Source organism: Mixta mediterraneensis (genome assembly GCF_030283135.1).
Classification (GTDB): Bacteria; Pseudomonadota; Gammaproteobacteria; order Enterobacterales; family Enterobacteriaceae; genus Pantoea; species Pantoea mediterraneensis.
Window position 1 is genome coordinate 55,585 of sequence record NZ_JASUAZ010000015.1, and the last position, 25,739, is coordinate 81,323.

At 52.9% G+C, this 25,739-nt stretch carries 22 protein-coding genes; 18 read left to right on the forward strand and 4 right to left on the reverse strand.

Translation table 11 applies throughout. The features are described from left to right. The 4 genes from leuC to leuL all read right to left on the reverse strand — a co-directional run bounded on the left by leuC (position 1) and on the right by leuL (position 4,243). On the reverse strand, positions 1–1,407 hold the full coding sequence (leuC, locus tag QRY16_RS11305) for a 3-isopropylmalate dehydratase large subunit (protein ID WP_193403822.1): 1,407 nt from the start codon (positions 1,405–1,407) through the stop codon (positions 1–3). A gap of 4 nt (positions 1,408–1,411) precedes the next feature. Then, positions 1,412–2,503 (reverse strand): 3-isopropylmalate dehydrogenase, encoded by a 1,092-nt coding sequence (gene leuB, locus QRY16_RS11310; RefSeq protein ID WP_289776636.1) that lies wholly within the window; start codon positions 2,501–2,503, stop codon positions 1,412–1,414. A 2-nt stretch (positions 2,504–2,505) separates the two neighbouring features. Then, entirely contained in the window at positions 2,506–4,068 is a 1,563-nt protein-coding gene (gene leuA, locus QRY16_RS11315) for a 2-isopropylmalate synthase (RefSeq protein ID WP_289776637.1), read from the reverse strand. Between the two features lie 91 nt (positions 4,069–4,159). After that, positions 4,160–4,243, reverse strand: a complete 84-nt coding sequence (gene leuL, locus QRY16_RS22215) for a leu operon leader peptide (protein ID WP_193403945.1) — start codon at positions 4,241–4,243, stop codon at positions 4,160–4,162. 737 nt (positions 4,244–4,980) lie between these two features. Here leuL and ilvI point away from each other — a divergent pair. The 18 genes from ilvI (at position 4,981) to ftsZ (ending at position 25,666) form a co-directional block, all read left to right on the forward strand. Continuing rightward, the gene (gene ilvI, locus QRY16_RS11320; protein WP_289776638.1) at positions 4,981–6,705 is read left to right on the forward strand and encodes an acetolactate synthase 3 large subunit; all 1,725 of its coding nucleotides are present in this window, start codon (positions 4,981–4,983) and stop codon (positions 6,703–6,705) included. Positions 6,706–6,707: 2 nt separating this feature from the next. Continuing rightward, positions 6,708–7,199, forward strand: a complete 492-nt coding sequence (gene ilvN / locus QRY16_RS11325) for an acetolactate synthase small subunit (protein WP_193403818.1) — start codon at positions 6,708–6,710, stop codon at positions 7,197–7,199. A 194-nt stretch (positions 7,200–7,393) separates the two neighbouring features. Further along, complete coding sequence (cra, locus tag QRY16_RS11330; protein ID WP_193403817.1) at positions 7,394–8,404, forward strand: catabolite repressor/activator; 1,011 nt, start codon at positions 7,394–7,396, stop codon at positions 8,402–8,404. A 496-nt stretch (positions 8,405–8,900) separates the two neighbouring features. After that, positions 8,901–9,359 carry a division/cell wall cluster transcriptional repressor MraZ gene (gene mraZ / locus QRY16_RS11335; protein ID WP_289776639.1) on the forward strand — a complete coding sequence of 153 codons (459 nt, stop codon included), beginning with the start codon at positions 8,901–8,903 and terminating at the stop codon, positions 9,357–9,359. Positions 9,360–9,361: 2 nt separating this feature from the next. Next, entirely contained in the window at positions 9,362–10,297 is a 936-nt protein-coding gene (gene rsmH / locus QRY16_RS11340; protein ID WP_289776640.1) for a 16S rRNA (cytosine(1402)-N(4))-methyltransferase RsmH, read from the forward strand. A 2-nt stretch (positions 10,298–10,299) separates the two neighbouring features. Further along, the gene (ftsL, locus tag QRY16_RS11345; RefSeq protein WP_193403814.1) at positions 10,300–10,620 is read left to right on the forward strand and encodes a cell division protein FtsL; all 321 of its coding nucleotides are present in this window, start codon (positions 10,300–10,302) and stop codon (positions 10,618–10,620) included. Between the two features lie 16 nt (positions 10,621–10,636). Beyond that, positions 10,637–12,403 carry a peptidoglycan glycosyltransferase FtsI gene (locus QRY16_RS11350; RefSeq protein WP_289776641.1) on the forward strand — a complete coding sequence of 589 codons (1,767 nt, stop codon included), beginning with the start codon at positions 10,637–10,639 and terminating at the stop codon, positions 12,401–12,403. After that, on the forward strand, positions 12,390–13,877 hold the full coding sequence (gene murE / locus QRY16_RS11355; protein ID WP_193403812.1) for a UDP-N-acetylmuramoyl-L-alanyl-D-glutamate--2,6-diaminopimelate ligase: 1,488 nt from the start codon (positions 12,390–12,392) through the stop codon (positions 13,875–13,877). The genes QRY16_RS11350 and murE overlap by 14 nt, the downstream gene beginning before the upstream one ends. Next, complete coding sequence (gene murF / locus QRY16_RS11360; RefSeq protein ID WP_289776642.1) at positions 13,874–15,235, forward strand: UDP-N-acetylmuramoyl-tripeptide--D-alanyl-D-alanine ligase; 1,362 nt, start codon at positions 13,874–13,876, stop codon at positions 15,233–15,235. Before murE ends, murF begins: the two co-directional genes overlap by 4 nt. Then, positions 15,229–16,311: a phospho-N-acetylmuramoyl-pentapeptide-transferase gene (mraY, locus tag QRY16_RS11365; RefSeq protein WP_289776643.1), complete on the forward strand. Its 1,083-nt coding sequence runs from the start codon at positions 15,229–15,231 to the stop codon at positions 16,309–16,311. Before murF ends, mraY begins: the two co-directional genes overlap by 7 nt. A gap of 2 nt (positions 16,312–16,313) precedes the next feature. Further along, positions 16,314–17,630 carry a UDP-N-acetylmuramoyl-L-alanine--D-glutamate ligase gene (murD, locus tag QRY16_RS11370; protein WP_289776644.1) on the forward strand — a complete coding sequence of 439 codons (1,317 nt, stop codon included), beginning with the start codon at positions 16,314–16,316 and terminating at the stop codon, positions 17,628–17,630. Continuing rightward, complete coding sequence (gene ftsW / locus QRY16_RS11375; protein WP_289776645.1) at positions 17,630–18,844, forward strand: cell division protein FtsW; 1,215 nt, start codon at positions 17,630–17,632, stop codon at positions 18,842–18,844. The genes murD and ftsW overlap by 1 nt, the downstream gene beginning before the upstream one ends. After that, on the forward strand, positions 18,841–19,899 hold the full coding sequence (gene murG / locus QRY16_RS11380; protein ID WP_289776646.1) for an undecaprenyldiphospho-muramoylpentapeptide beta-N-acetylglucosaminyltransferase: 1,059 nt from the start codon (positions 18,841–18,843) through the stop codon (positions 19,897–19,899). The genes ftsW and murG overlap by 4 nt, the downstream gene beginning before the upstream one ends. 70 nt (positions 19,900–19,969) lie before the next feature. Continuing rightward, positions 19,970–21,433 (forward strand): UDP-N-acetylmuramate--L-alanine ligase, encoded by a 1,464-nt coding sequence (gene murC / locus QRY16_RS11385; RefSeq protein WP_193403806.1) that lies wholly within the window; start codon positions 19,970–19,972, stop codon positions 21,431–21,433. Continuing rightward, positions 21,426–22,346 (forward strand): D-alanine--D-alanine ligase, encoded by a 921-nt coding sequence (locus QRY16_RS11390; RefSeq protein WP_289776647.1) that lies wholly within the window; start codon positions 21,426–21,428, stop codon positions 22,344–22,346. The genes murC and QRY16_RS11390 overlap by 8 nt, the downstream gene beginning before the upstream one ends. 1 nt (position 22,347) lies before the next feature. Then, complete coding sequence (gene ftsQ, locus QRY16_RS11395; RefSeq protein ID WP_193403804.1) at positions 22,348–23,187, forward strand: cell division protein FtsQ; 840 nt, start codon at positions 22,348–22,350, stop codon at positions 23,185–23,187. Then, positions 23,184–24,440: a cell division protein FtsA gene (ftsA, locus tag QRY16_RS11400; protein ID WP_289776648.1), complete on the forward strand. Its 1,257-nt coding sequence runs from the start codon at positions 23,184–23,186 to the stop codon at positions 24,438–24,440. Before ftsQ ends, ftsA begins: the two co-directional genes overlap by 4 nt. Positions 24,441–24,511: 71 nt before the next feature. Next, the gene (ftsZ, locus tag QRY16_RS11405) at positions 24,512–25,666 is read left to right on the forward strand and encodes a cell division protein FtsZ (RefSeq protein WP_289776649.1); all 1,155 of its coding nucleotides are present in this window, start codon (positions 24,512–24,514) and stop codon (positions 25,664–25,666) included. Positions 25,667–25,739: the final 73 nt, after the last annotated feature.

The window sequence follows — 25,739 nt, forward strand, 5'->3', positions numbered from 1 at the left end:
TTATGCTCCTGTCGTCAGTTCACGGATGTCAGCAAAATGACCTGCTACCGCCGCCGCCGCCGCCATTGCCGGACTGACCAGATGGGTGCGGCCGCCACGGCCTTGACGGCCTTCAAAGTTACGGTTGCTGGTCGAGGCGCAGCGCTCACCTGGGTTCAGGCGATCATTGTTCATTGCCAGACACATTGAGCAGCCCGGCAGGCGCCATTCGAAACCCGCGTCCAGAAATATCTTATCCAGACCTTCCGCTTCCGCCTGCGCTTTTACCGGACCGGAGCCAGGTACGACCATCGCGATCACACCGGGCGCGACTTTGCGACCTTTGGCAATCGCCGCCGCCGCACGCAAATCTTCGATACGTGAATTCGTACAGGAGCCAATAAAGACTTTATCGATGCTGACCTCGGTCAGTTTGATGCCGGGTTGCAAATTCATGTAAGCCAGCGCTTTTTCCGCTGAGGCGCGCTCAACCGGATCGGCAAATGAAGCCGGATTCGGGATGGCTTCATCAACGGCAATGACCTGACCCGGATTGGTTCCCCAGGTCACCTGCGGCGCGATGTCTTGCGCATGCAAGGTCACTACCGTATCGAATTCGGCTCCTTCGTCTGACTTCAGCGTGCGCCAGTATTCAACCGCTTGCTCCCACTGCTCGCCCTGTGGCGCAAACTGGCGGCCTTTCAGGTAGTTAAAGGTGGTATCGTCGGGTGCGACCAGACCGGCTTTAGCGCCCATTTCAATCGCCATATTGCACAGAGTCATACGGCCTTCCATGCTCAGCGCTTCAATGGCTGGACCACAGAATTCAACAACGTGCCCGGTGCCGCCTGCGCTACCGGTTTTACCAATTACCGCCAGCACAATATCTTTGGCGGTGATGCCGGTAGCCGCCTCGCCCAATACTTCAATTTTCATGGTTCTGGCGCGACCTTGTTTCAGGGTCTGCGTGGCAAAAACGTGCTCAACTTCTGACGTGCCGATACCAAATGCCAGCGAGCCAAAGGCACCATGTGTTGCAGTATGCGAGTCGCCACAAACAATGGTCATGCCGGGTAAGGTCATACCTTGTTCTGGACCGATAACGTGCACAATGCCCTGAAACGGGTGATTCAGGTCATACAGCTGCACGCCAAATTCGGCACAGTTTTTCATCAATTCCTGCATCTGAATACGTGCCATCTCGCCCGACGCATTAATATCTTTGGTCTGGGTTGAGACGTTGTGATCCATGGTCGCGAAGGTTTTTGACGGTTGACGAACTTTACGGCCATGCGCACGCAAGCCGTCAAACGCCTGTGGTGATGTCACTTCATGAATCAAATGACGATCGATATACAGCAATGGTGTTTCGTTGGGGGCTTCGTGAACGACATGTGCATCAAATAACTTCTGGTATAACGTTTTCATTATTTTATTTTTCCTCGGCGATAAAGCGGGCAATGATGCTGCCCATCTCATCTGTGCTGATCGCAGGGCCATCACCGGCTAAGTCTTTGGTACGGTAACCCTCTTCCAGGGCACGGCTGATAGCACGCTCAATGCTGTCGGCGGCGTCATCGGCATTCAGGCTATAACGCAGCAGCAGTGACAGAGACAGAATCTGCGCAACCGGATTAGCAATGTTCTGACCGGCAATATCGGGTGCCGATCCGCCTGCGGGCTCGTACAAACCAAAACCGTCTTCATTCAGGCTGGCAGAAGGCAACATGCCCATTGAGCCGGTGATCATGGCACATTCATCAGAAAGAATATCGCCAAACAGGTTGGAACACAGCAGAACATCAAATTGTGAAGGGTCTTTGATTAACTGCATGGTGGCGTTGTCGATGTACATATGACTTAACTGGACATCCGGGTAGTCTTTAGCAATTTCGTTAACGATTTCACGCCACATTACCGACGTTTGCAGCACGTTGGCTTTATCAACCGAAGTGACTTTATTGCGACGCTTACGCGCCGATTCAAACGCGATACGTGCAATACGCTCGATCTCAAAACGATGATAAACCTCGGTATCAAATGCGCGCTCATGGGGACCGCTGCCTTCACGACCTTTCGGCTGACCGAAGTAGATGCCGCCGGTCAACTCACGCACACACAGAATATCGAAGCCTTTGGCGGCAATATCGCTACGCAGCGGGCAAAACGCTTCCAGACCGTTATACAGCGCAGCAGGGCGCAGATTGCTGAACAGTTTGAAGTGCTTACGCAGCGGCAGCAGGGCGCCACGCTCAGGTTGAGAAGCAGGCGGCAAATGTTCCCATTTCGGGCCGCCGACCGAACCAAACAGGATCGCGTCGGCCTGCTCACAGCCTGCAACGGTTACGGGTGGCAATGGCTCACCGTGACGATCAATGGCGATACCGCCAACATCATATTCACTGGTGGTGATACGCATATCGAAGCGCTGACGAATCGCATCCAACACCTTGATAGCCTGCGCCATAACTTCTGGACCAATACCGTCGCCCGGTAAAACTGCGATATGTGAAGACGTAGACATAGTTACACCGTTTCCTTCTGATCTTTAAATTTGCGCTGCAATTCTTTTTCAACCTGTCTGGCTCGCCAGATGTTGTTCAGAGCGTTAACCATGGCTTTAGCGGAGGACTCAACAATATCGGTCGCCAGGCCTACGCCATGAAATTTACGGTCGTTATAGCTGACCACAATATCTACCTGGCCCAGCGCGTTTTCGCCGTGACCTTTGGCGGTCAGCTTGTAATTCACCAGCTCGGCATTAAATTGCGTGATACGGTTGATAGCCTGATAAACCGCGTCAACCGGACCATTACCGGTCGCGGCTTCTGATTTGTTTTCTTCACCACAGCCCAGATTAACGGATGCCGTCGCGGTAATGCTGGAGCCTGATTGCACGTTGAAATCGTTCAGCTGGAAATGCTCCGGTTCTTCGTTCTGTTTGTTGATAAAGGCCAGCGCTTCCAGGTCGTAATCAAACACCTGGCCTTTTTTATCTGCCAGCTTCAGAAACGCGTCATACAGGCTATCCAGGTTGTAATCGCTTTCTTTATATCCCATCTCTTCCATGCGGTGTTTCACAGCCGCACGGCCTGAACGTGACGTCAGATTCAGCTGGATTTTGTGCAGACCGATCGATTCTGGCGTCAGGATTTCGTAGTTTTCGCGATTTTTCAGCACGCCATCCTGATGAATGCCCGACGAGTGCGCGAAGGCATTGGAGCCAACTACCGCTTTGTTGGCCGAAATCGGCATATTGCAGATCTGGCTGACCATCTGGCTGGTGCGGTAGATTTCCTGATGATGAATATTGGTATGGACGTTCATGATCTGCTGACGGGTTTTAATCGCCATGATCACCTCTTCCAGCGCACAGTTACCGGCGCGTTCACCCAGGCCATTCAGCGTACCTTCAACCTGACGTGCGCCCGCCTGAATAGCGGCAATGGCGTTGCCGGTCGCCATACCTAAATCATCATGGGTATGAACCGACAGCACAGCTTTATCAATGTTCGGTACGCGATTCACCAGCTGGCTGATGATATTGGCGTATTCGTTTGGCAAGGTATAGCCAACGGTATCAGGAATATTGATGGTGGTTGCACCCGCGTTGATAGCAGCTTCGACCATGCGGCACAGGTCATCGATGGGGGTGCGGCCACCGTCTTCACAGGAGAATTCTACGTCGTTGGTATAATTACGGGCGTGTTTCACCATGTGTACCGCACGCTCAATCACGTCTGGCAAGGTGCTGCGCAGCTTGGTGGCGATATGCATCGGCGATGTGGCGATGAAGGTGTGAATACGGAACGCTTCGGCAACGCGCAAAGCTTCATAAGCGGCGTCAATATCTTTCTCAACGCAACGCGCCAGACCACAAACGCGACTGTTTTTAATGGTGCGTGCGATAGTTTGCACTGATTCAAAATCACCCGGCGAAGAAACCGGGAAACCGACTTCCATTACGTCAATGCCCATACGTTCCAGTGCTAAAGCAATCTGCAGTTTTTCTTTTACACTCAGGCTGGCCTGTAATGCCTGTTCACCATCGCGCAGAGTGGTATCGAAAATAATGACTTGTTGGCTCATCGTATTCATCCTTTTGCGTTAACTTCGCCTTGCAACGAGCATAAAAAAACCCGCGCATCGGCGCGGGTTTTTAACTTTCTGCAGGTTTGAATCAGTGTTTGATTCCGCCCACAAGTCTACCGCGCAAATTAGCTGCGTTTAGTAGTAGACCTGGTAGGCGAGAAGAACGAAACATGGATTCAAACCTCGTAAATTTTTTTGCTGCACATATTGGTACTGGAATCCCTGAATGATGTCAACCTTAAGTGAAAGGCGCTGTCGTTAGGCTGCTAAGGAAAATATTCTGTCATATCAGGCCGACACAGAGTTATGCGCAACAGATTAATCTTCGGAATATTAACAGCAGATAACAAAAGGCCATCCTGTGGTGATTTTTGTTGTTAATTAATTGAAATGTATTGTTTTTTATCGACATTATTATAGCGATCGTCTTAATGGGATAACAGCGCAAAGCAACATAATCTCATGTAAATGCATCGTTTTAAGGTTAATAACCCCAAAAAGGTTTTATCTCAGGAAATTGTGGGCTAACGGTCACAGCAATAACTTTTTTTTATTTCTTAGATCACGCTAAAAATAATTTCATGAGTAGCATTTTCGTCTGCTGTTATCGCGCGTAATTAGTTTAATCATCGCGGCTCAAACTTGTCAGGCAGAGCCTTTACAGCCGGTTTCATTAACCTGGTCATGCCTGATGTTTGCCTGCCAGGTTTTCTGCGGTTATGGTAATCGACCTACTATCAAAAGAATGAACTCAGCAGAATTCTCTGTATCTGGACAGCAGAAATGATTTCCGCTGTCTGTGCATAAACATAAGGTTTTGATCTTAATTGGCGAAGAGAGGGCAGGATGCCGTGGCGTGCTGGAAAACGGTCGCCGATGGATTCAGTTCCTTTAGCCTGGAGGCAGAAAATGGAGATGTTGTCAGGAGCCGAGATGGTCGTCCGTTCGTTAATCGATCAGGGCGTAAAGCAGGTATTCGGTTATCCGGGTGGCGCCGTATTAGATATTTACGATGCGCTGCAAACGGTAGGGGGTATTGATCACGTATTAGTACGCCATGAACAAGGCGCTGTGCACATGGCGGACGGTCTGGCGCGCGCGACCGGCGAAGTCGGTGTGGTGCTGGTGACATCGGGTCCCGGCGCGACCAATGCTATTACCGGCATTGCGACGGCTTACATGGATTCCATTCCGCTGGTCATCCTGTCGGGACAAGTCCCTTCCTCGCTGATTGGCTACGACGCTTTTCAGGAATGCGATATGGTCGGGATTTCCCGCCCGGTGGTAAAACACAGCTTCTTAGTTAAAAGCACCGAAGAAATTCCTGGCGTGCTGAAAAAAGCGTTTTGGCTGGCTGCCAGTGGGCGTCCGGGACCGGTGGTTATCGATCTGCCGAAAGATATTCTGAATCCCGCCAATAAGCTGCCTTATATGTGGCCAGATTCCGTCAGTATGCGATCTTACAACCCCACAGTCCAGGGGCATAAAGGTCAGATTAAGCGTGCGTTGCAAACGCTGTTAGCCGCTCATAAGCCTGTGATATATGCCGGTGGCGGCGCGATTACTTCAGCCTGTGAAGCCGAGTTGCTGCAACTGGCTGAAAGCCTGAATATTCCGGTAACCACGTCATTGATGGGGCTGGGGGCCTTCCCAGGCACGCATCGTCAATGTGTGGGTATGCTGGGCATGCACGGCACGTATGAAGCGAATATGACGATGCACAATGCCGACCTGATCTTTGGTATTGGCGTGCGCTTTGACGATCGCACCACCAATAATCTGGCAAAGTATTGCCCAAATGCCACAGTGATGCATATTGACATTGATCCTACGTCAATCTCGAAAACCGTTGCCGCTGATATTCCCATTGTTGGCGATGCGAAACAGGTTCTGCAGCAAATGCTGGACTTGCTGGCCCAAAGCGAAAGTAAACAACAGCTCGACAGCCTGCGCGACTGGTGGCAATCGATTGATGGCTGGCGCAGCCGCAAGTGTCTGGAGTTTGATCGCACCAGCGATAAAATCAAGCCACAGGCTGTCATCGAAACGATTTGCCGCCTGACCAGCGGTGACGCTTACGTCACGTCGGATGTCGGTCAGCATCAGATGTTTGCCGCGCTCTATTATCAGTTCAACAAGCCACGCCGCTGGATTAACTCAGGGGGTTTAGGAACGATGGGCTTTGGGCTACCTGCTGCGCTGGGTGTGAAAATGGCGCTGCCAGAAGAAACGGTCATCTGTGTGACCGGCGATGGCAGTATCCAGATGAATATCCAGGAGCTTTCTACCGCCTTGCAATACAATTTGCCGGTGCTGGTGCTCAACCTGAACAACCGCTTTCTTGGCATGGTGAAGCAGTGGCAGGACATGATTTATTCGGGTCGCCATTCGCAATCCTATATGGAATCGCTGCCCTATTTCGTCCGCCTGGCAGAGGCTTACGGCCATGTTGGCATCGCCATCCAGCATCCTGCTGAGCTGGAGGAGAAGTTAACGTTAGCGCTGGAAACGCTGGCGAAAGGCCGTCTGGTATTTGTAGATGTCACGGTTGATGGCAGCGAGCATGTTTACCCGATGCAAATTCGCGGTGGCGGTATGGATGAGATGTGGTTGAGCAAAACGGAGAGGACTTAATTATGCGTCGTATTTTATCAGTTTTGCTGGAAAACGAATCCGGCGCATTGTCTCGTGTGGTTGGCTTGTTTTCACAACGTGGCTACAACATTGAAAGCCTGACCGTGGCGCCAACCGACGATCCCACCTTGTCGCGTATGACTATTCAAACGGTTGGCGATCAAAAAGTTCTGGAACAGATCGAAAAACAGTTACACAAGCTGGTGGATGTATTACGTGTGACTGAATTAGGACAAGGCGCTTACGTTGAGCGTGAAATCATGCTGGTGAAAATTCAGGCGAGCGGATATGGCCGCGAAGAAGTTAAGCGCAGTGCTGAAATTTTCCGCGGTCAGATCATTGATGTCACGCCAACGCTTTATACGGTTCAGCTGGCAGGCACCAGCGACAAACTGGATGCGTTTTTGAACTCCATTCGTGATGTCGCGGAAATTGTAGAAATTGCGCGTTCCGGCATTGTCGGGGTTTCTCGTGGTGACCGGATCATGCGTTAATCACGTCGCCTAATCCTTAAACTTTCTCCTAACCTGGCGAAATGCCGGGTTTTTTCTTTTTTATGCGTTATAACGTCTGGCATAACAAAAGCGGTTGCCCCGCACACTTTTCTGCTGTTAGATGTAACCAGAGTTGTCCTTAGCGTAACTGCGGATAGAGATGCTGCAGAAGCGAGCCTGATTGTGGAGTTATCGTGAAACTGGATGAAATTGCGCGCCTGGCGGGCGTGTCGCGCACCACGGCCAGTTATGTTATTAACGGCAAAGCGCGGCAGTATCGTGTAAGCGATAAAACCGTTGAGAAAGTCATGGCGGTGGTGCGTGAGCATAATTACCACCCGAATGCGGTGGCCGCTGGGCTGCGCGCGGGACGTACCCGTTCGATTGGTTTAGTCATTCCTGATTTAGAGAACACCAGCTATACGCGTATCGCAAATTATCTTGAGCGGCAGGCACGCCAGCGTGGCTACCAGTTACTGATCGCCTGCTCAGAAGATCAACCCGATAATGAAATGCGCTGCATTGAGCATCTGCTGCAACGCCAGGTTGATGCGATTATCGTCTCAACCTCATTACCCCCGGAACATCCTTTCTACCAGCGCTGGATCCATAACGCGCTGCCGATTATTGCCCTGGATCGTGCCCTGGATCGCGAACACTTTACCAGCGTTGTCGGGGCGGATCAGGATGATGCCTTTACCCTGGCGACTGAACTGCGTCAGCTGGAGATAAACAATGTGCTTTTTTTAGGCGCATTACCGGAGCTTTCTGTCAGCTTTTTACGTGAAATGGGGTTCCGCGACGCGTGGAAAGACGATGAACGGCCCATTGAGTATATTTACTGCAACAGTTTTGAACGCACAGCTGCTGCTGCGCGGTTCGAAAAATATCTCGACGATCATCCCATGCCTGACGCGCTGTTTACGACGTCATTTGGGCTGCTGCAAGGTGTTATGGATGTCACGCTGAAACGTGACGGGCGACTGCCAACCGAACTGGCGATTGCGACATTTGGCGACCACGAATTGCTGGACTTTTTAGAGTGTCCGGTGCTGGCGGTGGGTCAGCGGCACCGTGATGTCGCTGAGCGCGTGCTGGAACTGGTTCTCGCCTCGCTGGATGAGCCAAAAAAACCCAAACCGGGTCTGACGCGAATTCGTCGTAATTTATTTCGTCGTGGGCAATTAAGCCGCAAAACAAAATGACTGACGGGCAGTCATGATGCTGCCCATAATAATTAATCAGGACGTTGTGTTTCGATTACATTCCGCTGGCGTAAAAAAGCGTAAACAATGAACACGTCAGCTAACAAATTAGAAATGTATTTTTCTTCTTTGTTTATTTCTTCAACAGCCTTGCTGGCCCCAGCTTTTCTGGCGTTCTCATCACCCTTTAAGAAACCCCCTAAAATGCTGCCGCTGTCTCAGAATCCACGATAAGGCGTCATCCCTGATAAGTTATTTATTTTTTCGCCAATCTTATTTAAGCAAATTAATTTTATTCAGTTATTCATCGGGTTAATTTTTTTTAGTTTTTTTTCAGCAGTGTCGCCATCCTTCAATTGAATTTTAGTCAGCAGGAAATAGTGATATTCATCTACCGCTCTGGCTTGACAAGGATTTCATCGGGTCCTTAAACTCGTTTCGTGGTAAAAAGTGGGATAAAGTGGTGGAAACAGGTAACTGAGGGGGTGAGACTGACATGTTCCGAGGAGCAACGTTAGTCAATCTCGACAGCAAAGGACGTCTGGCCGTACCAACACGCTATCGCGATTTGTTGAAGGGGGAATCACAAGGTCAGATGGTATGTACCATCGATCTTCATCAGCCCTGCCTGCTGCTTTATACCTTGCCCGAATGGGAAATCATTGAAAAGAAGCTTGCGCGTTTATCTAGCATGAATCCGCTTGAGCGTCGCGTGCAGCGCTTGCTGTTGGGGCACGCCAGCGAATGTCAGATGGATAATGCAGGGCGTTTGTTGCTGGCGAATACCCTTCGTCAGCACGCCAAATTAACAAAAGAAGTGATGCTGGTTGGACAGTTCAATAAATTTGAGCTGTGGGATGAACAGACCTGGTATCAACAAGTTAAGGAAGATATTGACGCAGAGCAGTCGGCTCAGGAGCCTTTATCTGAACGGTTGCAGGACTTGTCGCTATAGCTATGCAGGAAAATTTTAAACATACCACCGTGCTGTTGGATGAGGCGGTTAACGGCCTCAATATTAAGGACGACGGGATCTACATTGACGGCACATTTGGTCGTGGCGGTCATTCGCGCTTAATTCTTTCGCAACTTGGGGCGAAGGGGACGCTGATTGCCATCGATCGTGATCCGCAAGCTATCGCCGCGGCCGCTGAGATAAGCGATCCGCGTTTTTTAATTATTCATGGCCCTTTTTCTGCCCTGGCAGAGTATGTCCGCGAGCGCGGGCTGGTGGGTAAGATCGACGGCATTTTGCTGGATCTTGGGGTGTCTTCTCCGCAGCTGGATGATGCTGAACGTGGCTTCTCCTTTATGCGCGATGGGCCGCTGGATATGCGTATGGACCCCACACGTGGCCATTCGGCAGCAGAATGGTTACTTCATGCTGAAGAGGCAGATATTGCCTTTGTGCTGAAAACGTACGGTGAAGAGCGTTTTGCTAAGCGCATTGCGCGCGCCATCGTAGAGCGCAATCGCGAACAGCCCATGACGCGCACCAAAGAGTTAGCTGACGTTATTGCGGCGGCAACACCGGTCAAAGATAAATTTAAGCATCCTGCAACCCGCAGTTTCCAGGCGATACGGATCTGGATTAACAGCGAACTGGAAGAGATCGATACCGCGCTGAAAGGGGCTGTCGAGGTGCTGGCAACCGAAGGCCGCTTATCTGTCATTAGCTTCCATTCACTGGAAGATCGCCTGGTTAAGCGCTTTATGCGCGATCAAAGCCGCGGTCCGCAGGTCCCGGCAGGCTTACCGATGACTGAGCAGCAGCTCAAAGCATTAGGGGGACGTGAGCTGAAGCTGCTTGGCAAGCTGGTGCCGGGCGAGCGGGAAGTCGCAGAGAACCCGCGAGCGCGTAGTTCGGTATTACGTATTGCGGAGAGAACCTAAGCATGATCGGCAATGAGCGTCATAGCCTGCCCGGCGTTATTGGTGGCGATCTGCTACGCAAGGGCAAAATTCCGCTATTGCTGCTTATCGCCGTGGTGGTTTCAGCGATGTTTGTTGTGACCACCACACACAAAACGCGTTTATTAACGGCACAGCGTGAGCAGTTAGTCCTGGAACGTGACGCGCTGGATATCGAATGGCGCAACCTGATTTTAGAAGAAAACGCCCTGGGCGATCACAGCCGGGTAGAGCGGATCGCGACAGAGAAACTGCAGATGCAGCATGTTGATCCTTCACAAGAAAATATTGTGGTACAGAAATAAGGACCTCAAACAGCGAATGAGCGGCGCGGGCAGAACGCTGAAGTTGAAAAAACCGGAAGATAAAGCCAGCTTTGTAAGCTGGCGTTTCGCGTTGCTGTGTGGCTGCATTCTGCTGGCACTGGGCGGGCTGCTTTCACGTGTTGCCTGGTTACAGGTGATCAACCCAGACAAGCTGGTAAAAGAGGGCGATTTACGTTCGCTGCGCGTGCAGGCGGTTCCCACCGCGCGCGGTATGATCAGCGATCGCGCGGGTCGTCCGCTGGCCGTAAGCGTGCCGGTTAATGCTATCTGGGCCGATCCAAAAGAGCTGCACGCCGGTGGTGGCGTAACCCTGGATAGCCGCTGGAAAGCGCTATGCGATGCGCTCTCCATCCCCCTTGATCAGCTGGCTACGCGCGTTAATGCCAATCCTAAAGGACGCTTTGTCTATCTGGCGCGCCAGGTGAATCCTGCCATCGGCGAATACGTTAAAAAGCTCAAGCTGCCTGGTATTCATTTGCGTGAAGAATCCCGCCGTTATTACCCGGCAGGGCAGGTCACCTCGCATTTGATCGGTTTTACCAATATTGATGGTCAGGGTATTGAAGGCGTTGAAAAGAGCTTCGATAAATGGCTAACCGGCGCGCCGGGGGAACGTACGGTGCGTAAAGATCGCTATGGTCGGGTGATTGAAGACATCTCTTCTGTAGACAGCCGGGCGGCACACAATCTGACGTTAAGTATCGACGAGCGTTTACAGGCGCTAGTTTATCGTGAACTGAATAACGCGGTAGCCTTTAATAAAGCCGAATCGGGTACGGCTGTACTGGTCGATGTAAATACCGGCGAAGTACTGGCGATGGCTAACAGCCCCGCTTATAACCCCAACAATCTTAGCAATACCCCAAAAGAGCTGATGCGCAACCGCGCCATTACCGACATCTTTGAGCCAGGCTCGACAGTGAAACCAATGGTGGTGATGACGGCGCTGCAACGGGGTGTGGTCAAAGAAAATAGCGTTTTGAATACCTTGCCGTATCGCGTAAATGGTCATGAGATCAAAGATGTGGCGCGTTATAACGAATTGACCCTGACGGGGATTCTGCAGAAGTCGAGTAACGTCGGAGTTTCACATTTGGCGTTAGCGATGCCTTCCTCTGCGCTGGTAGATACTTACGCGCGCTTTGGGCTGGGCAAACCGACCAATTTGGGGCTGGTCGGGGAAAGTAGTGGCTTATACCCTCAAAAACAACGGTGGTCTGACATAGAGAGGGCCACCTTCTCTTTCGGCTACGGGCTAATGGTAACGCCGTTACAGTTAGCGCGAGTCTACGCAACGATCGGCAGTTATGGCATTAATCGTCCCCTGTCGATTACCAAAGTGGATCCGCCTGTCGCCGGGCAGCGCGTCTTCGATGAATCACTGGTAAAAACCGTGATGCACATGATGGAGAGCGTAGCGCTGCCAGGTGGTGGCGGTGTAAAAGCTGCCCTCAAGGGATACCGTATCGCGATTAAAACCGGAACGGCGAAAAAAGTTGGCCCGGATGGACGCTACATCAATAAATACATTGCTTATACCGCGGGCGTTGCGCCAGCCAGCCGTCCACGTTTTGCGCTGGTCGTGGTGATCAACGATCCGCAAGGCGGTAAATATTATGGCGGTGCAGTTTCTGCACCCGTGTTTGGTGCCATCATGGGCGGGGTTTTACGCACCATGAATGTTGAGCCAGACGCGTTGCCGGTGAATGACAAGAACGAGTTGGTGACTAACAGAAGTGAGGAATCAAGTGACAGATCGTAACCTGCGCGATTTACTTGGCCCATGGGTGCCAGACGCGCCGGCGCGTCAGCTTCGTGACATGACTCTTGATAGCCGCATCGCGGCTTCAGGCGATCTGTTTGTGGCTGTTGCAGGCCACCACTCCGATGGACGGCGTTTTATTCCGCAAGCTATTGCTCAGGGCGTTGCTGCCGTGATTGCTGAAGCGGAAGGCGAGGCAATGGACGGTGAAATCCGCGAAATGCATGGTGTGCCGGTAATTTACCTGGCTCAGCTGCATCAACGCTTGTCGGCTTTAGCGGGACGTTTTTATCAGCAGCCGGGTGAAAAACAAAAATTAATTGGCGTAACCGGTACTAACGGAAAAACCACAACGACGCAATTGCTGGCGCAATGGGCGCAGCTGTTGGGTGAAACCAGTGCAGTGATGGGTACGGTAGGCAACGGTCTGGTGGGTCAACTCACGCCAACTGAAAATACCACCGGCTCCGCAGTGGATATACAGCATGTGCTGCATGATCTGGCCGGGAAGGGCGCAACCCTGACGGCAATGGAAATCTCCTCCCACGGTTTAGTGCAACATCGTGTCGCCGCGCTGCCGTTTGCCGCTGCGGTATTCACCAATCTCAGCCGCGATCATCTTGATTATCATGGCGATATGCAGAGCTACGAATCAGCCAAATGGCGACTGTTCTCTGAACATCAGGTTGGCGAAGCCATTCTCAATGCCGACGATGAAGTAGGCCGCCGCTGGTTAGCCACGTTGCCAGATGCCGTCGCGGTAACCATGGAAAGCAACTTGCAGCCAGGCTGTCGCGGCCGTTGGCTGAAAGCTGACAACGTTACGTATCATGATAATGGCGCCCATATCCGCTTCAGCTCAGGCTGGGGCACAGGTGAGATTGATAGCCGCCTGATGGGGGCTTTTAACGTGAATAATTTGCTGCTGGCATTGGCGACCCTGCTGGCATTAGGTTATTCGCTGAGCGACTTAGTGCGCGTTGCGCCGCAGTTACAGCCAGTAACTGGCCGCATGGAAGTGTTTAGCGCCGCGGGTAAGCCAACAGTCGTGGTGGATTATGCCCATACGCCGGATGCGCTGGAAAAAGCGTTAGACGCAGCGCGGCTGCACTGCAAAGGCAAACTCTGGTGCCTGTTCGGCTGCGGTGGCGACCGTGATAAAGGTAAGCGCCCACTGATGGGAGCCATTGCCGAGCAATTTGCTGATGTGGTGGTGATCACCGATGACAATCCGCGAAGCGAAGATCCTAAAGCCATTGTGAATGATATTCTCAGCGGTCTGCTCGACCCAGGCCGCGCCTGCGTTGTCGCGGGCCGTGCACAAGCGGTAACCAACGCCATCATGCAAGCCCAGCCAGACGACATCGTACTGGTGGCGGGCAAAGGCCATGAAGACTATCAAATCATTGGCCATCGCCGTCTTGATTACTCTGACCGTGCGACCGTTGCGGCTTTATTAGGAGGCGCGGCATGATTCCCGTTTCCTTGCACACCTTAGCGCAAATCACCGGCGGGACGCTGTCCGGCAGTGATTTAACGCTCAATGATGTCACTACTGATACGCGTAAAGTCACCGCAGGCTGCCTGTTTATTGCCATTGTAGGCGAACGCTTTGACGCCCATGACCTGGTTGACGAGGCTATCGCTAACGGGGCGTTGGCTCTGCTTGTCAATAAACGTTTACCTGTCACCGTACCGCAGGTCGTGGTCCAGGATACGCGACTGGCATTCGGCAAGCTGGCGGCATGGGTACGTCAGCAGGCGAAAGCGCGCGTGGTGGCATTAACTGGCTCATCCGGTAAAACGTCGGTGAAAGAGATGACCGCGGCGATTTTACGTCAATGCGGCGAAACGCTTTATACCGCCGGTAACCTGAATAATGATTTCGGCGTGCCGATGACGCTGTTGCGTCTGACTGCGGAGCATCAATATGCAGTGATTGAGTTGGGCGCCAACCATCAAGGCGAAATCGCTTATACGACCGAACTGGTAAGACCTGAAAGCGCTCTGGTGAATAATCTGGCAGCCGCTCACCTTGAAGGTTTTGGATCGCTGGATGGCGTCGCCAAAGCGAAGGGCGAAATCTTTTTTGGTTTGCCGGCTCACGGCACCGCGATTCTCAATGCCGAGAGTAACGACTGGCCGCACTGGCAGCAACATCTCCATGGCAAAACGGTCTGGCGCTTCTCTTCACAGGCAGAAGAGGGCTGCGATTTCTCTGCCAGCAATATCAGCATTGGTCAGGATGGAACCCACTTTACAATGCATACCCCACGTGGCGACGTGGCGATTTCGCTGCCGTTACCGGGCCGACATAACATTGCTAATGCCCTGGCTGCCGCCGCGCTGGCGGTTTCGGTAGATGCACCGCTAAGTGCAGTTCAGGCCGGCCTTAAAACACTGCAGCCTGTTCCCGGACGGCTGTTCCCAATCCGCCTATCGACGTACCAGTTATTACTGGATGATAGCTACAATGCTAACGTCGGTTCAATGACGGCGGCGGCCCAGGTGCTGGGTGAAATGCCGGGCTACCGGGTGATGGTCGTCGGCGATATGGCGGAACTGGGTAATGAAGCGGAACAGTGCCACCGTGAAGTTGGGCTTGCGGCTAAATCGGCCGGCATTGATCGCGTATTGAGTACGGGAAAAATCAGCCACCTCATCAGTGAAAGCAGTGGCGTTGGCGAACATTTCAGCGATAAAGCGACGCTTACTGAACGATTACGGGCGCTGTTGTCCGAGCATAAAGCAATGACTGTCTTGATTAAGGGTTCGCGTAGTGCCGCCATGGAGCAGGTAGTACAGAGCTTACAGGAGAAAGGAACATGTTAGTTTGGCTGGCCGAACATCTGGTCGCATTTTATTCAGGTTTTAACGTCTTTTCGTATCTGACGTTTCGCGCCATTGTCAGCCTGCTGACCGCTCTGTTTATTTCTCTGTATATGGGGCCGCGTTTGATTGCCTGGCTGCAAAAACTGCAGATTGGTCAGGTGGTGCGTAACGATGGGCCCGAGTCACATTTTAGTAAGCGCGGCACGCCAACGATGGGCGGCATTATGATTCTCACATCGATTACCCTCTCGGTATTGATGTGGGCGTATCCTGCGAACCCGTATGTCTGGTGCGTATTAGTGGTGCTGGTGGGCTTTGGTATTATCGGCTTTGTTGATGACTATCGCAAAGTGGTGCGCAAAGACACTAAAGGCCTGATCGCGCGCTGGAAATATTTCTGGATGTCGGTGATTTCATTAGGCGTTGCCTTTGCTCTGTATCTGGCGGGAAAAGATACACCGGCCACACAGCTGGTGGTGCCGTTCTTCAAAGACATCATGCCGCAGTTGGGCCTGTTTTATGTGCTGCTGGCCTATTTCGTTATTGTGGGTACGGGCAATGCGGTGAACTTAACCGATGGCCTTGATGGCCTGGCGATTATGCCAACCGTCTTTGTTGCTGCAGGCTTTGCTTTGGTTGCCTGGGCAACCGGTAACGTGAAATTCGCTGAATATCTGCATATTCCTTATCTTCGTCACGCAGGTGAACTGGTGATTGTTTGCACCGCGATTGTCGGGGCAGGGTTGGGCTTCCTGTGGTTTAACACCTATCCGGCCCAGGTTTTCATGGGCGACGTGGGTTCACTGGCGCTGGGTGGCGCGCTGGGCACTATTGCCGTGCTGCTGCGTCAGGAGTTTTTACTGGTGATCATGGGCGGCGTATTTGTGGTTGAAACCCTGTCGGTGATTTTACAGGTGGGATCGTTCAAGCTGCGTGGCCAGCGTATTTTTCGCATGGCGCCGATCCATCACCACTACGAATTGAAAGGCTGGCCGGAGCCGCGCGTTATCGTGCGCTTCTGGATTATTTCGCTGATGCTGGTGCTGATTGGCCTGGCCACGCTGAAGGTACGTTAATTATGGCTGACTATCGGGGCAGAAAAGTCGTCATCATTGGGCTGGGCCTGACCGGGCTTTCCTGTGTTGATTTCTTTTTAGCGCAAGGTGCCACACCGCGCGTGATGGACACCCGTGTGTCGCCGCCCGGCCTCGACCAGGTTCCTTCACAGGTTGAGTGTCATGTGGGCGGCCTCAACCTCGACTGGCTGCTGGCTGCCGATCTGATTGTCGCCAGCCCCGGTATTGCTCTGTCGCACCCGGCATTGAGCGAAGCGGCTGAAGCGGGCATCGAAATCGTTGGCGATATTGAACTGTTCTGTCGTGAAGCGCAGGCACCTGTCGTGGCGATCACCGGCTCAAACGGAAAAAGTACCGTGACCACGCTGGTCGGCGAAATGGCAAAAGCAGCGGGCTGGTCAGTTGGCGTCGGCGGCAATATTGGTTTGCCAGCGCTGAGCCTGTTGAAGTCTCCGGCACAGCTTTATGTGCTTGAGCTGTCGAGCTTCCAGCTGGAAACCACGCATAGCCTGAAGGCCGCTGCTGCCACCATTCTCAACGTGTCGGAAGATCATATGGATCGCTATCCGTTGGGGATGCAGCAATATCGCGCCGCTAAATTGCGTATCTATGAAAACGCACAGGTTTGTGTGGTCAACGCCGATGACGGCTTAACGATGCCGGTGCGCGGGGCTGGTTCGCGCTGTGTCAGCTTTGGTATCGACGTGGGCGATTATCATCTGAACAAGCAGCAGGGCAGGACCTGGTTGCGCGTAAAAGGCGAGAAGGTGCTGAATACCGACGAAATGCAGTTAAGTGGGCAGCATAACTATACCAATGCGCTGGCTGCCTTAGCGTTAGCCGATGCCGTTGGCTTGCCGCGTGCAACCAGCCTGGCGGCGCTAACGTCCTATAACGGATTAGCGCATCGCTTTCAGTTAGTGCATGAACATAACGGCGTGCGCTGGATTAACGATTCAAAAGCCACCAACGTCGGCAGCACCGAAGCGGCGCTAAAAGGGTTGCAGGTCAAAGGCACGCTGTGGCTGCTACTCGGTGGAGACGGTAAAGCGGCAGATTTTTCGCCACTCAGGCGTTATCTGCAAGGCGATAATTTACGTTTGTTCTGCTTTGGCAAGGATGGTGATGAGCTGGCAGCGTTACGTCCTGAAGTCTCGGTACGTACCGACACCATGCAGCAAGCGATAGAGCAAATTGCCGCGCAGGTTCAGCCCGGTGACATGGTACTGCTATCGCCAGCCTGCGCCAGCCTCGACCAGTTCCGCAATTTTGAGCAGCGTGGCGACACGTTTGCGCAACTGGCGAAGGAGCTGAGCTGATGCGTATTCCTGGCATTGGATTGACGGGCTACTTCTCTGGCCGCCTGAAAGACTGGGTGATGGGATCGCGTGAAAGTGACGATACTTCGCTGGTGCTCTATGACCGAACCTTGCTGTGGTTGACCTTCGGCCTGGCGGTCATTGGTTTCATCATGGTGACATCAGCCTCCATGCCGGTAGGTCAACGCTTGTCAGAAGATCCGTTCTATTTTGCCAAACGTGATGCTTTTTATCTGGTGCTGGCACTGGGTATGGCACTGGTGACATTACGGGTCCCAATGGATTTCTGGCAGCGCTACAGCAACGTTATGTTGATGGCGACCGTGGTGATGCTGCTCATCGTATTGGTAGTGGGTAGCTCGGTAAATGGGGCATCACGCTGGATTGCTCTGGGCCCGCTGCGTATTCAGCCCGCCGAATTATCCAAGCTGGCGCTGTTCTGCTATCTCGCCAGTTATCTGGTGCGCAAAGTAGAAGAGGTCCGTAACAATTTTTGGGGCTTCTGTAAGCCGATGGGCGTGATGGTGGTACTGGCGGTATTGCTTCTGGCGCAGCCGGATCTCGGTACTGTCGTCGTGTTATTTGTTACCACGCTGGCGATGCTGTTCCTGGCGGGTGCAAAAATGTGGCAGTTCCTGGCGATTATCGGCTCCGGTATCTTCTCTGTGGTGCTGTTGATCATCGCTGAACCTTATCGTATGCGCCGTGTAACCTCTTTCTGGAACCCATGGGAAGATCCCTTCGGCAGCGGCTACCAGCTAACGCAGTCGCTGATGGCGTTTGGCCGCGGTGAATTTTGGGGGCAGGGACTCGGGAATTCAGTGCAAAAACTTGAGTATTTGCCTGAAGCTCATACCGATTTTATTTTCTCCATTATTGGTGAAGAACTCGGCTACATCGGTGTGGTTTTAGCGCTGTTAATGGTATTCTTCGTCGCTTTTCGCGCAATGTCGATTGGACGCCGCGCACTGGAGATCGATCAACGCTTTTCCGGGTTTTTAGGCTGTTCAATTGGCGTGTGGTTTAGTTTCCAGGCGCTGGTTAACGTCGGGGCGGCAGCGGGTATGTTGCCGACTAAAGGTTTGACGTTACCGTTGATCAGCTACGGCGGCTCCAGCTTGATCATTATGTCGACGGCGATCGTGTTCCTGTTGCGCATAGATTATGAAACGCGTCTGGCGAAAGCCCAGGCGTTTACCCGAGGTGGTCGATGAGCGGTAAGCGACTGATGGTGATGGCGGGCGGTACTGGCGGACATGTATTCCCCGGTCTGGCCGTTGCCCATCATCTGATGGAACAGGGCTGGCAGGTACGTTGGTTAGGAACTGCCGACCGTATGGAAGCTGATTTAGTGCCGAAGCACGGCATCGAAATTGATTTTATCCGCATCAGTGGATTGCGCGGTAAAGGCGTCAAAGCACAGCTGTTAGCACCGGCGCGTATTTTCAAGGCGTGGCGTCAGGCGCGAACCATCATGAAAGCATGGCAGCCGGACGTGGTGCTTGGCATGGGAGGCTACGTATCTGGTCCTGGCGGTTTAGCGGCGTGGAGTTGCGGCATTCCGGTGGTATTACATGAGCAAAACGGCATCGCCGGGTTGACTAACAAATGGCTGGCAAAGATAGCCAGCAAGGTGATGCAGGCTTTTCCCGGCGCGTTCCCGAAAGCGGACGTGGTGGGCAATCCAGTACGCAACGATGTATTGGCATTACCCTTACCGGAAGTACGTCTGGCCGGACGTAGCGGCCCGATTCGCGTCTTAGTGATAGGGGGCAGCCAGGGCGCACGCGTATTGAATCAAACGGTGCCCGAGGTGGCCGCCGAACTGGGCGAGCAAATCACGATTTGGCATCAGACCGGCAAAGGCGGGCTGCCTGAAGTGCAAAAAGCCTACGAGCAGACCGGGCAAACACAGCATAACGTGACCGAGTTTATTGATGATATGGCGGCCGCGTATGCCTGGGCTGATGTGGTGGTCTGTCGTTCCGGTGCGTTAACCGTGAGCGAAATTGCCGCAGCCGGATTACCCGCGATCTTTGTGCCGTTCCAGCATAAAGATCGCCAGCAATACTGGAACGCGTTACCGCTGGAGAAAGCGGGAGCGGCCAAAATTTTTGAGCAACCGCAATTTACTGCGGATGCCGTAGCGGACACGCTGCGCCACTGGGATCGCCAGACCCTGTTGATGATGGCTGAGAAAGCGCGTCAGGTGGCGATTCCCGATGCGACCGATCGGGTCGCGCTGGAAGTGGCTCGTGCCGCAAAGTAATGAATCTGGTCAGACCGACTGGCCTGTGCTCACGCTGAGCACAAACTGAAACAGCAGGTAATTGAGAGCGATGAATACACAACAACTGGCAAAACTGCGTTCTATCGTGCCTGAGATGCGTCGCGTCCGGCACATCCACTTTGTCGGCATCGGTGGTGCTGGCATGGGCGGTATTGCCGAAGTGTTAGCGAATGAAGGCTACCATATCAGCGGTTCTGATCTGGCGCCGAACCCAGTGACGCAGAATCTCGCTGCGCTGGGAGCAACAATTTATTTTAACCATCGCCCTGAGAACGTCACTGATGCCAGCGTTGTGGTGGTTTCCAGTGCGGTAGCGCAGGACAACCCGGAGCTGGTTGCCGCCAGGGAACAGCGTATTCCGGTAATCCGTCGTGCTGAGATGCTGGCGGAACTGATGCGCTTTCGTCATGGCATTGCGGTTGCGGGTACGCACGGTAAAACCACCACCACCGCCATGGTTTCAAGCATTTACGCCGAAGGCGGGCTGGATCCCACTTTCGTAAATGGTGGGTTAGTGAAAGCCGCAGGCACGCATGCGCGTCTCGGCAGCAGTCGTTACCTGATCGCGGAAGCGGATGAAAGCGATGCGTCGTTCCTGCATCTGCAACCGATGGTCGCCATTGTTACCAACATCGAAGCCGATCACATGGATACCTACCAGGGTGACTTCGAGAATCTCAAGCAGACGTTCATCAACTTCCTGCACAACCTGCCATTTTATGGACGTGCGGTGATGTGTGTCGATGACGTCGTGATCCGCGATTTGATCCCGCGCGTGGGCCGTCAAATTACGACGTACGGTTTCAGTGACGATGCTGATTTCCGTATTGAAAATTACGAGCAACGTGGCTCGCAGGGGCGTTTCACTTTAATGCGTCAGGATAAGCCGCGCCTGCACGTCACGCTGAATGCGCCGGGCCGCCATAACGCCCTCAATGCTGCTGCTGCGGTCGCGGTTGCCAGTGAAGAAGGCATTGATGACAACGCTATCCTGGCGGCGCTGGAAAGTTTTCAGGGTACGGGACGCCGCTTTGATCTGTTAGGCGAGTACCCAACTGAACCGGTTAATGGTCACGCTGGCAGCGCGATGCTAGTAGATGATTATGGCCATCATCCCACCGAAGTTGATGCCACGATTAAAGCGGCGCGTGCGGGCTGGCCCGATAAAAAGCTGGTGATGGTGTTTCAGCCGCATCGCTATACGCGAACTCGCGATCTGTTCGATGACTTCGCTAATGTGTTGTCACAGGTGGATGTGCTGCTGATGCTGGATGTTTATGCCGCCGGTGAAGCACCAGTCCCAGGAGCCGATAGCCGCTCGCTGTGTCGCACCATCCGGGGACGCGGGAAAGTTGACCCGATTTTAGTGCCAGACCATGAGGCGCTGCCGGAAATGCTGGCACCGTTGCTGTCGGGCAATGATCTGATCCTGGTACAGGGCGCGGGCAATGTGGGCAAGGTCGCGCGTAAGCTGGCTGACTGCAGGCTGCAACCGGAGGAGCATCATGGCTGAGAAAGTTGCGGTATTAATGGGCGGCACCTCGGCAGAGCGCGAGGTATCGCTGATGTCGGGTAACGCTGTTTTAGCGGGTCTGCGTGAAGCCGGTATCGACGCGCACGCGTTCGATACACGCGATATGCCGGTGCTGAAATTAAAAGAGCAGGGCTTCGCCAAAGCATTTATCGCGCTGCACGGACGTGGCGGCGAAGACGGCACGCTGCAGGCGGTGCTGGAGTTTATGGATCTGCCTTATACCGGCAGCGGTGTGATGGCCTCAGCCGTCACCATGGATAAATTACGCACCAAACTATTGTGGCAAGGCTGCGGTTTACCATCAGGACGCTTTGTCTGGCTGACGCGCCAGCAAATGAATGCAGGACTTGATGCAGAAACCCAGGCTGCTATCGCGGCGTTGGGCTTGCCGCTGTTTGTGAAACCGAGCTGTGAAGGCTCAAGCGTAGGCATTAGTCGCGTAAACACGTTGAGCGCATTGCCTGCGGCGCTGGAAGAAGCTTTTCGGCATGACGATGACGTGCTGATTGAAGCCTTTTTAAGCGGTGGCGAATATACCGTCGGTATTTTGGGCGAGCAAATTTTGCCTTCAATACAGATCAAGACCACCAGCGAGTTCTATGACTATGAAGCTAAATACCTTTCGGATGATACTCAATACTTCTGCCCCAGCGGTTTAAGTGCTGAGCGTGAAGCAGAATTACAGCAATTAGTATTAGCAGCCTGGCGTGCGTTAGGTTGCAGAGGGTGGGGGCGTGTGGATGTGATGATCGACGGCGAGGGCAACTTCCAGCTACTGGAAGCGAATACGTCACCCGGCATGACCAGCCACAGTTTAGTACCTATGGCAGCAAAGCAGGCGGGAATGACTTTTTCGCAGCTGGTTGCCCGTATTCTGGAGTTGGCCGACTGATATGTCACAGGCGGCGATGAATGCACGTAACCGTGAACCCCAGGAGCGCATTCGCTCTGGACGGAGTAACGGCGCCCGACTTTTTGGCATCGTATTTTTGCTGATCGTTGTGGGCATTATGGTTTTTGGCGGTTTAGTGGTGCTGAAGTGGATGAATGATGCATCACGCTTGCCGCTGTCGAAATTGGTGGTAACGGGGCAAACGCATTACACCACCCATGACGATATTCGCCAGGCGATTTTAACGCTCGGTGCGCCCGGCACGTTTATGTCGCAGGATGTTGACATTATCCAGCAGCAAATTGAGCGTCTGCCCTGGATTAAACAGGTCAGCGTGCGTAAACAGTGGCCGGACGAACTGAAGATTCATCTGGTTGAGTATACGCCAGTAGCGCGCTGGAATGATTTGCATATGGTAGACGCAGAAGGGAACGCCTTCAGCGTACCAGCCAATCACATCGGTAAGGAAATCATGCCGTTGTTGTATGGGCCAGAAGGCAGCGAGAAAGAGGTGCTGGCGGGGTATCACAGCATGGACGATGTACTTAAAGCCGGGAAGTTTACCCTGAAGGTCGCATCAATGACGGCGCGACGCTCCTGGCAGTTGGTCACCAGCGACGATGTACGCATTGAGCTGGGCCGCAGCGACACCATGAAGCGTCTGAACCGTTTTATTGAGCTCTACCCGGTACTGCAGCAGCAGGGTCAGAACGAGAACAAACGTGTCAGCTATGTGGATTTGCGATACGACTCGGGCGCTTCTGTGGGTTGGACGCCGGTAGTGATGGAGCCACAGGACAGTAATCAGCAACAGAACCAGGCACAGGCTAAACAACAATGATCAAGGCAACGGACAGAAAACTGGTAGTTGGACTCGAAATCGGCACCGCGAAGGTTGCCGCCCTGGTTGGGGAAATTCTGCCCGATGGCATGGTTAACATTATTGGGGTCGGCAGTTGCCCGTCCCGCGGAATGGATAAAGGTGGCGTAAACGACCTTGAGTCGGTAGTGAAATGCGTACAGCGCGCTATCGATCAGGCCGAGTTGATGGCTGACTGCCAGATCTCCTCCGTCTACCTTGCATTATCGGGCAAACATATCAGCTGTCAGAACGAAATCGGGATGGTTCCGATTTCCGAAGAGGAAGTGACTCAGGATGATGTGGAGAACGTAGTACATACCGCTAAATCGGTCCGCGTACGTGACGAACATCGCATCCTGCATGTTATTCCTCAGGAATATGCCATCGATTATCAGGAAGGCATCAAAAATCCGGTCGGTCTTTCCGGTGTGCGTATGCAGGCTAAAGTGCACCTGATCACCTGCCACAACGATATGGCAAAAAATATTGTCAAGGCAGTAGAACGTTGTGGCCTGAAAGTTGATCAACTGGTTTTTGCCGGCCTGGCATCCAGTTTTGCGGTGTTGACAGAGGACGAACGTGAGCTGGGGGTCTGTGTTGTCGATATTGGCGGCGGTACAATGGATATTGCGGTTTACACGGGAGGCGCGCTGCGTCACACCAAAGTGATCCCTTATGCAGGTAACGTGGTAACCAGCGATATTGCCTATGCATTTGGTACACCGCCAACGGACGCGGAAGCGATTAAAGTGCGTCACGGTTGTGCGCTGGGTTCTATTGTTGGAAAAGATGAAAATGTCGAAGTGCCGAGTGTTGGCGGTCGTCCTCCGCGCAGCCTGCAGCGTCAGACGCTGGCGGAAGTGATTGAACCGCGTTACACCGAGCTTTTGAATCTGGTCAACGACGAGATTCTGCAATTACAGGAACAACTGCGTCAGCAGGGCGTGAAACATCATCTGGCAGCCGGTATTGTATTGACGGGTGGTGCCGCGCAAATTGAAGGACTGGCGGCCTGTGCGCAACGCGTATTCCATACGCAGGTGCGCATTGGACAGCCGCTGAACATTACTGGACTAACTGACTATGCGCAGGAATCGTATTATTCAACCGCAGTGGGGCTGCTGCATTACGGCAAAGAGTCACACATGAACGGTGATGCAGAGACTGAAAAGCGTGCATCGGTAGGAAATTGGTTCAAGCGCATTAACAGTTGGTTGAAAAAAGAGTTTTAATTTTTGAAAAAGGAGATCATGCTGGTTTTTTTAGTGATCTCCAGGCGACAGGCACATAACGGAGAGAAATCATGTTTGAACCTATGGAATTAACCAATGACGCGGTGATTAAAGTCATCGGCGTCGGCGGGGGCGGCGGCAATGCCGTAGAGCACATGGTACGCGAGCGTATCGAAGGTGTGGAATTCTTCGCTGTTAACACGGACGCGCAAGCGTTGCGTAAAACAGCAGTCGGCCAGACTATCCAGATCGGTAATAACATTACTAAAGGTCTGGGTGCGGGTGCGAACCCGGAAGTGGGTCGTAACTCTGCAGAAGAAGATCGCGAAGCACTGCGTTCTGCGCTGGAAGGGGCAGACATGGTGTTTATTGCTGCAGGCATGGGCGGCGGTACCGGAACCGGTGCTGCGCCGGTGGTTGCTGAAGTCGCAAAAGATTTGGGTATCCTGACCGTTGCGGTAGTAACTAAACCTTTTAATTTTGAAGGCAAAAAGCGCATGGCATTTGCCGAGCAGGGTATCGCTGAGCTGTCTAAGCATGTCGATTCACTGATTACTATTCCTAACGACAAGTTGTTGAAAGTGTTGGGTCGCGGTATTTCACTGCTTGACGCGTTCGGCGCTGCCAATGACGTCCTGAAGGGCGCAGTGCAGGGTATCGCGGAACTGATTACGCGTCCGGGCCTGATGAACGTTGACTTTGCTGACGTGCGTACCGTGATGTCTGAAATGGGTTACGCCATGATGGGTTCTGGCGTGGCATGTGGTGAAGACCGCGCTGAAGAAGCAGCCGAAATGGCAATTTCCAGCCCGCTGCTGGAAGACATCGACCTGTCTGGCGCACGCGGCGTGCTGGTTAACATCACGGCAGGCTTTGATCTGCGTCTGGATGAGTTTGAAACCGTGGGTAACACTATCCGCGCCTTCGCCTCTGACAATGCAACTGTGGTGATCGGCACATCACTGGATCCAGAAATGAATGACGAACTGCGCGTCACTGTGGTGGCAACCGGTATCGGCATGGACAAACGTCCAGAAATTACGCTGGTGACCAACAAGCCTGCCAGCCAACCGGTTATGGATCATCGCTATCAGCAGCACGGCATGTCGCCGCTGCCGCAGGAGCAAAAACCGGCTGCGAAGGTAGTTAATGACCAGACTTCGCAATCTAATAAAGAACCTGATTACCTTGATATTCCAGCCTTTTTGCGTAAGCAGGCTGATTAAGAATATCCCTATTATTGGGAATCTCCGTTCTTTGTGCTAAAGTATCCACCCGCTGGTAAAGTATACTAGCGGT

Bases quoted from the DNA above. Each gene is read 5' to 3' on its own strand.
- leuL (WP_193403945.1), bottom strand. From the start codon at position 4,243: ATGTTTCGTTCTTCTCGCCTACCAGGTCTACTACTAAACGCAGCTAAT.
- ftsL (WP_193403814.1), top strand. From the start codon at position 10,300: ATGATCGGCAATGAGCGTCATAGCCTGCCCGGCGTTATTGGTGGCGAT.
- ftsA (WP_289776648.1), top strand. From the start codon at position 23,184: ATGATCAAGGCAACGGACAGAAAACTGGTAGTTGGACTCGAAATCGGC.
- ftsW (WP_289776645.1), top strand. From the start codon at position 17,630: ATGCGTATTCCTGGCATTGGATTGACGGGCTACTTCTCTGGCCGCCTG.
- murC (WP_193403806.1), top strand. From the start codon at position 19,970: ATGAATACACAACAACTGGCAAAACTGCGTTCTATCGTGCCTGAGATG.
- QRY16_RS11390 (WP_289776647.1), top strand. From the start codon at position 21,426: ATGGCTGAGAAAGTTGCGGTATTAATGGGCGGCACCTCGGCAGAGCGC.
- murG (WP_289776646.1), top strand. From the start codon at position 18,841: ATGAGCGGTAAGCGACTGATGGTGATGGCGGGCGGTACTGGCGGACAT.
- ilvI (WP_289776638.1), top strand. From the start codon at position 4,981: ATGGAGATGTTGTCAGGAGCCGAGATGGTCGTCCGTTCGTTAATCGAT.
- ftsZ (WP_289776649.1), top strand. From the start codon at position 24,512: ATGTTTGAACCTATGGAATTAACCAATGACGCGGTGATTAAAGTCATC.
- leuC (WP_193403822.1), bottom strand. From the start codon at position 1,407: ATGAAAACGTTATACCAGAAGTTATTTGATGCACATGTCGTTCACGAA.
- mraZ (WP_289776639.1), top strand. From the start codon at position 8,901: ATGTTCCGAGGAGCAACGTTAGTCAATCTCGACAGCAAAGGACGTCTG.
- leuB (WP_289776636.1), bottom strand. From the start codon at position 2,503: ATGTCTACGTCTTCACATATCGCAGTTTTACCGGGCGACGGTATTGGT.
- ftsQ (WP_193403804.1), top strand. From the start codon at position 22,348: ATGTCACAGGCGGCGATGAATGCACGTAACCGTGAACCCCAGGAGCGC.
- murF (WP_289776642.1), top strand. From the start codon at position 13,874: ATGATTCCCGTTTCCTTGCACACCTTAGCGCAAATCACCGGCGGGACG.
- leuA (WP_289776637.1), bottom strand. From the start codon at position 4,068: ATGAGCCAACAAGTCATTATTTTCGATACCACTCTGCGCGATGGTGAA.
- murD (WP_289776644.1), top strand. From the start codon at position 16,314: ATGGCTGACTATCGGGGCAGAAAAGTCGTCATCATTGGGCTGGGCCTG.
- rsmH (WP_289776640.1), top strand. From the start codon at position 9,362: ATGCAGGAAAATTTTAAACATACCACCGTGCTGTTGGATGAGGCGGTT.
- QRY16_RS11350 (WP_289776641.1), top strand. From the start codon at position 10,637: ATGAGCGGCGCGGGCAGAACGCTGAAGTTGAAAAAACCGGAAGATAAA.
- mraY (WP_289776643.1), top strand. From the start codon at position 15,229: ATGTTAGTTTGGCTGGCCGAACATCTGGTCGCATTTTATTCAGGTTTT.
- ilvN (WP_193403818.1), top strand. From the start codon at position 6,708: ATGCGTCGTATTTTATCAGTTTTGCTGGAAAACGAATCCGGCGCATTG.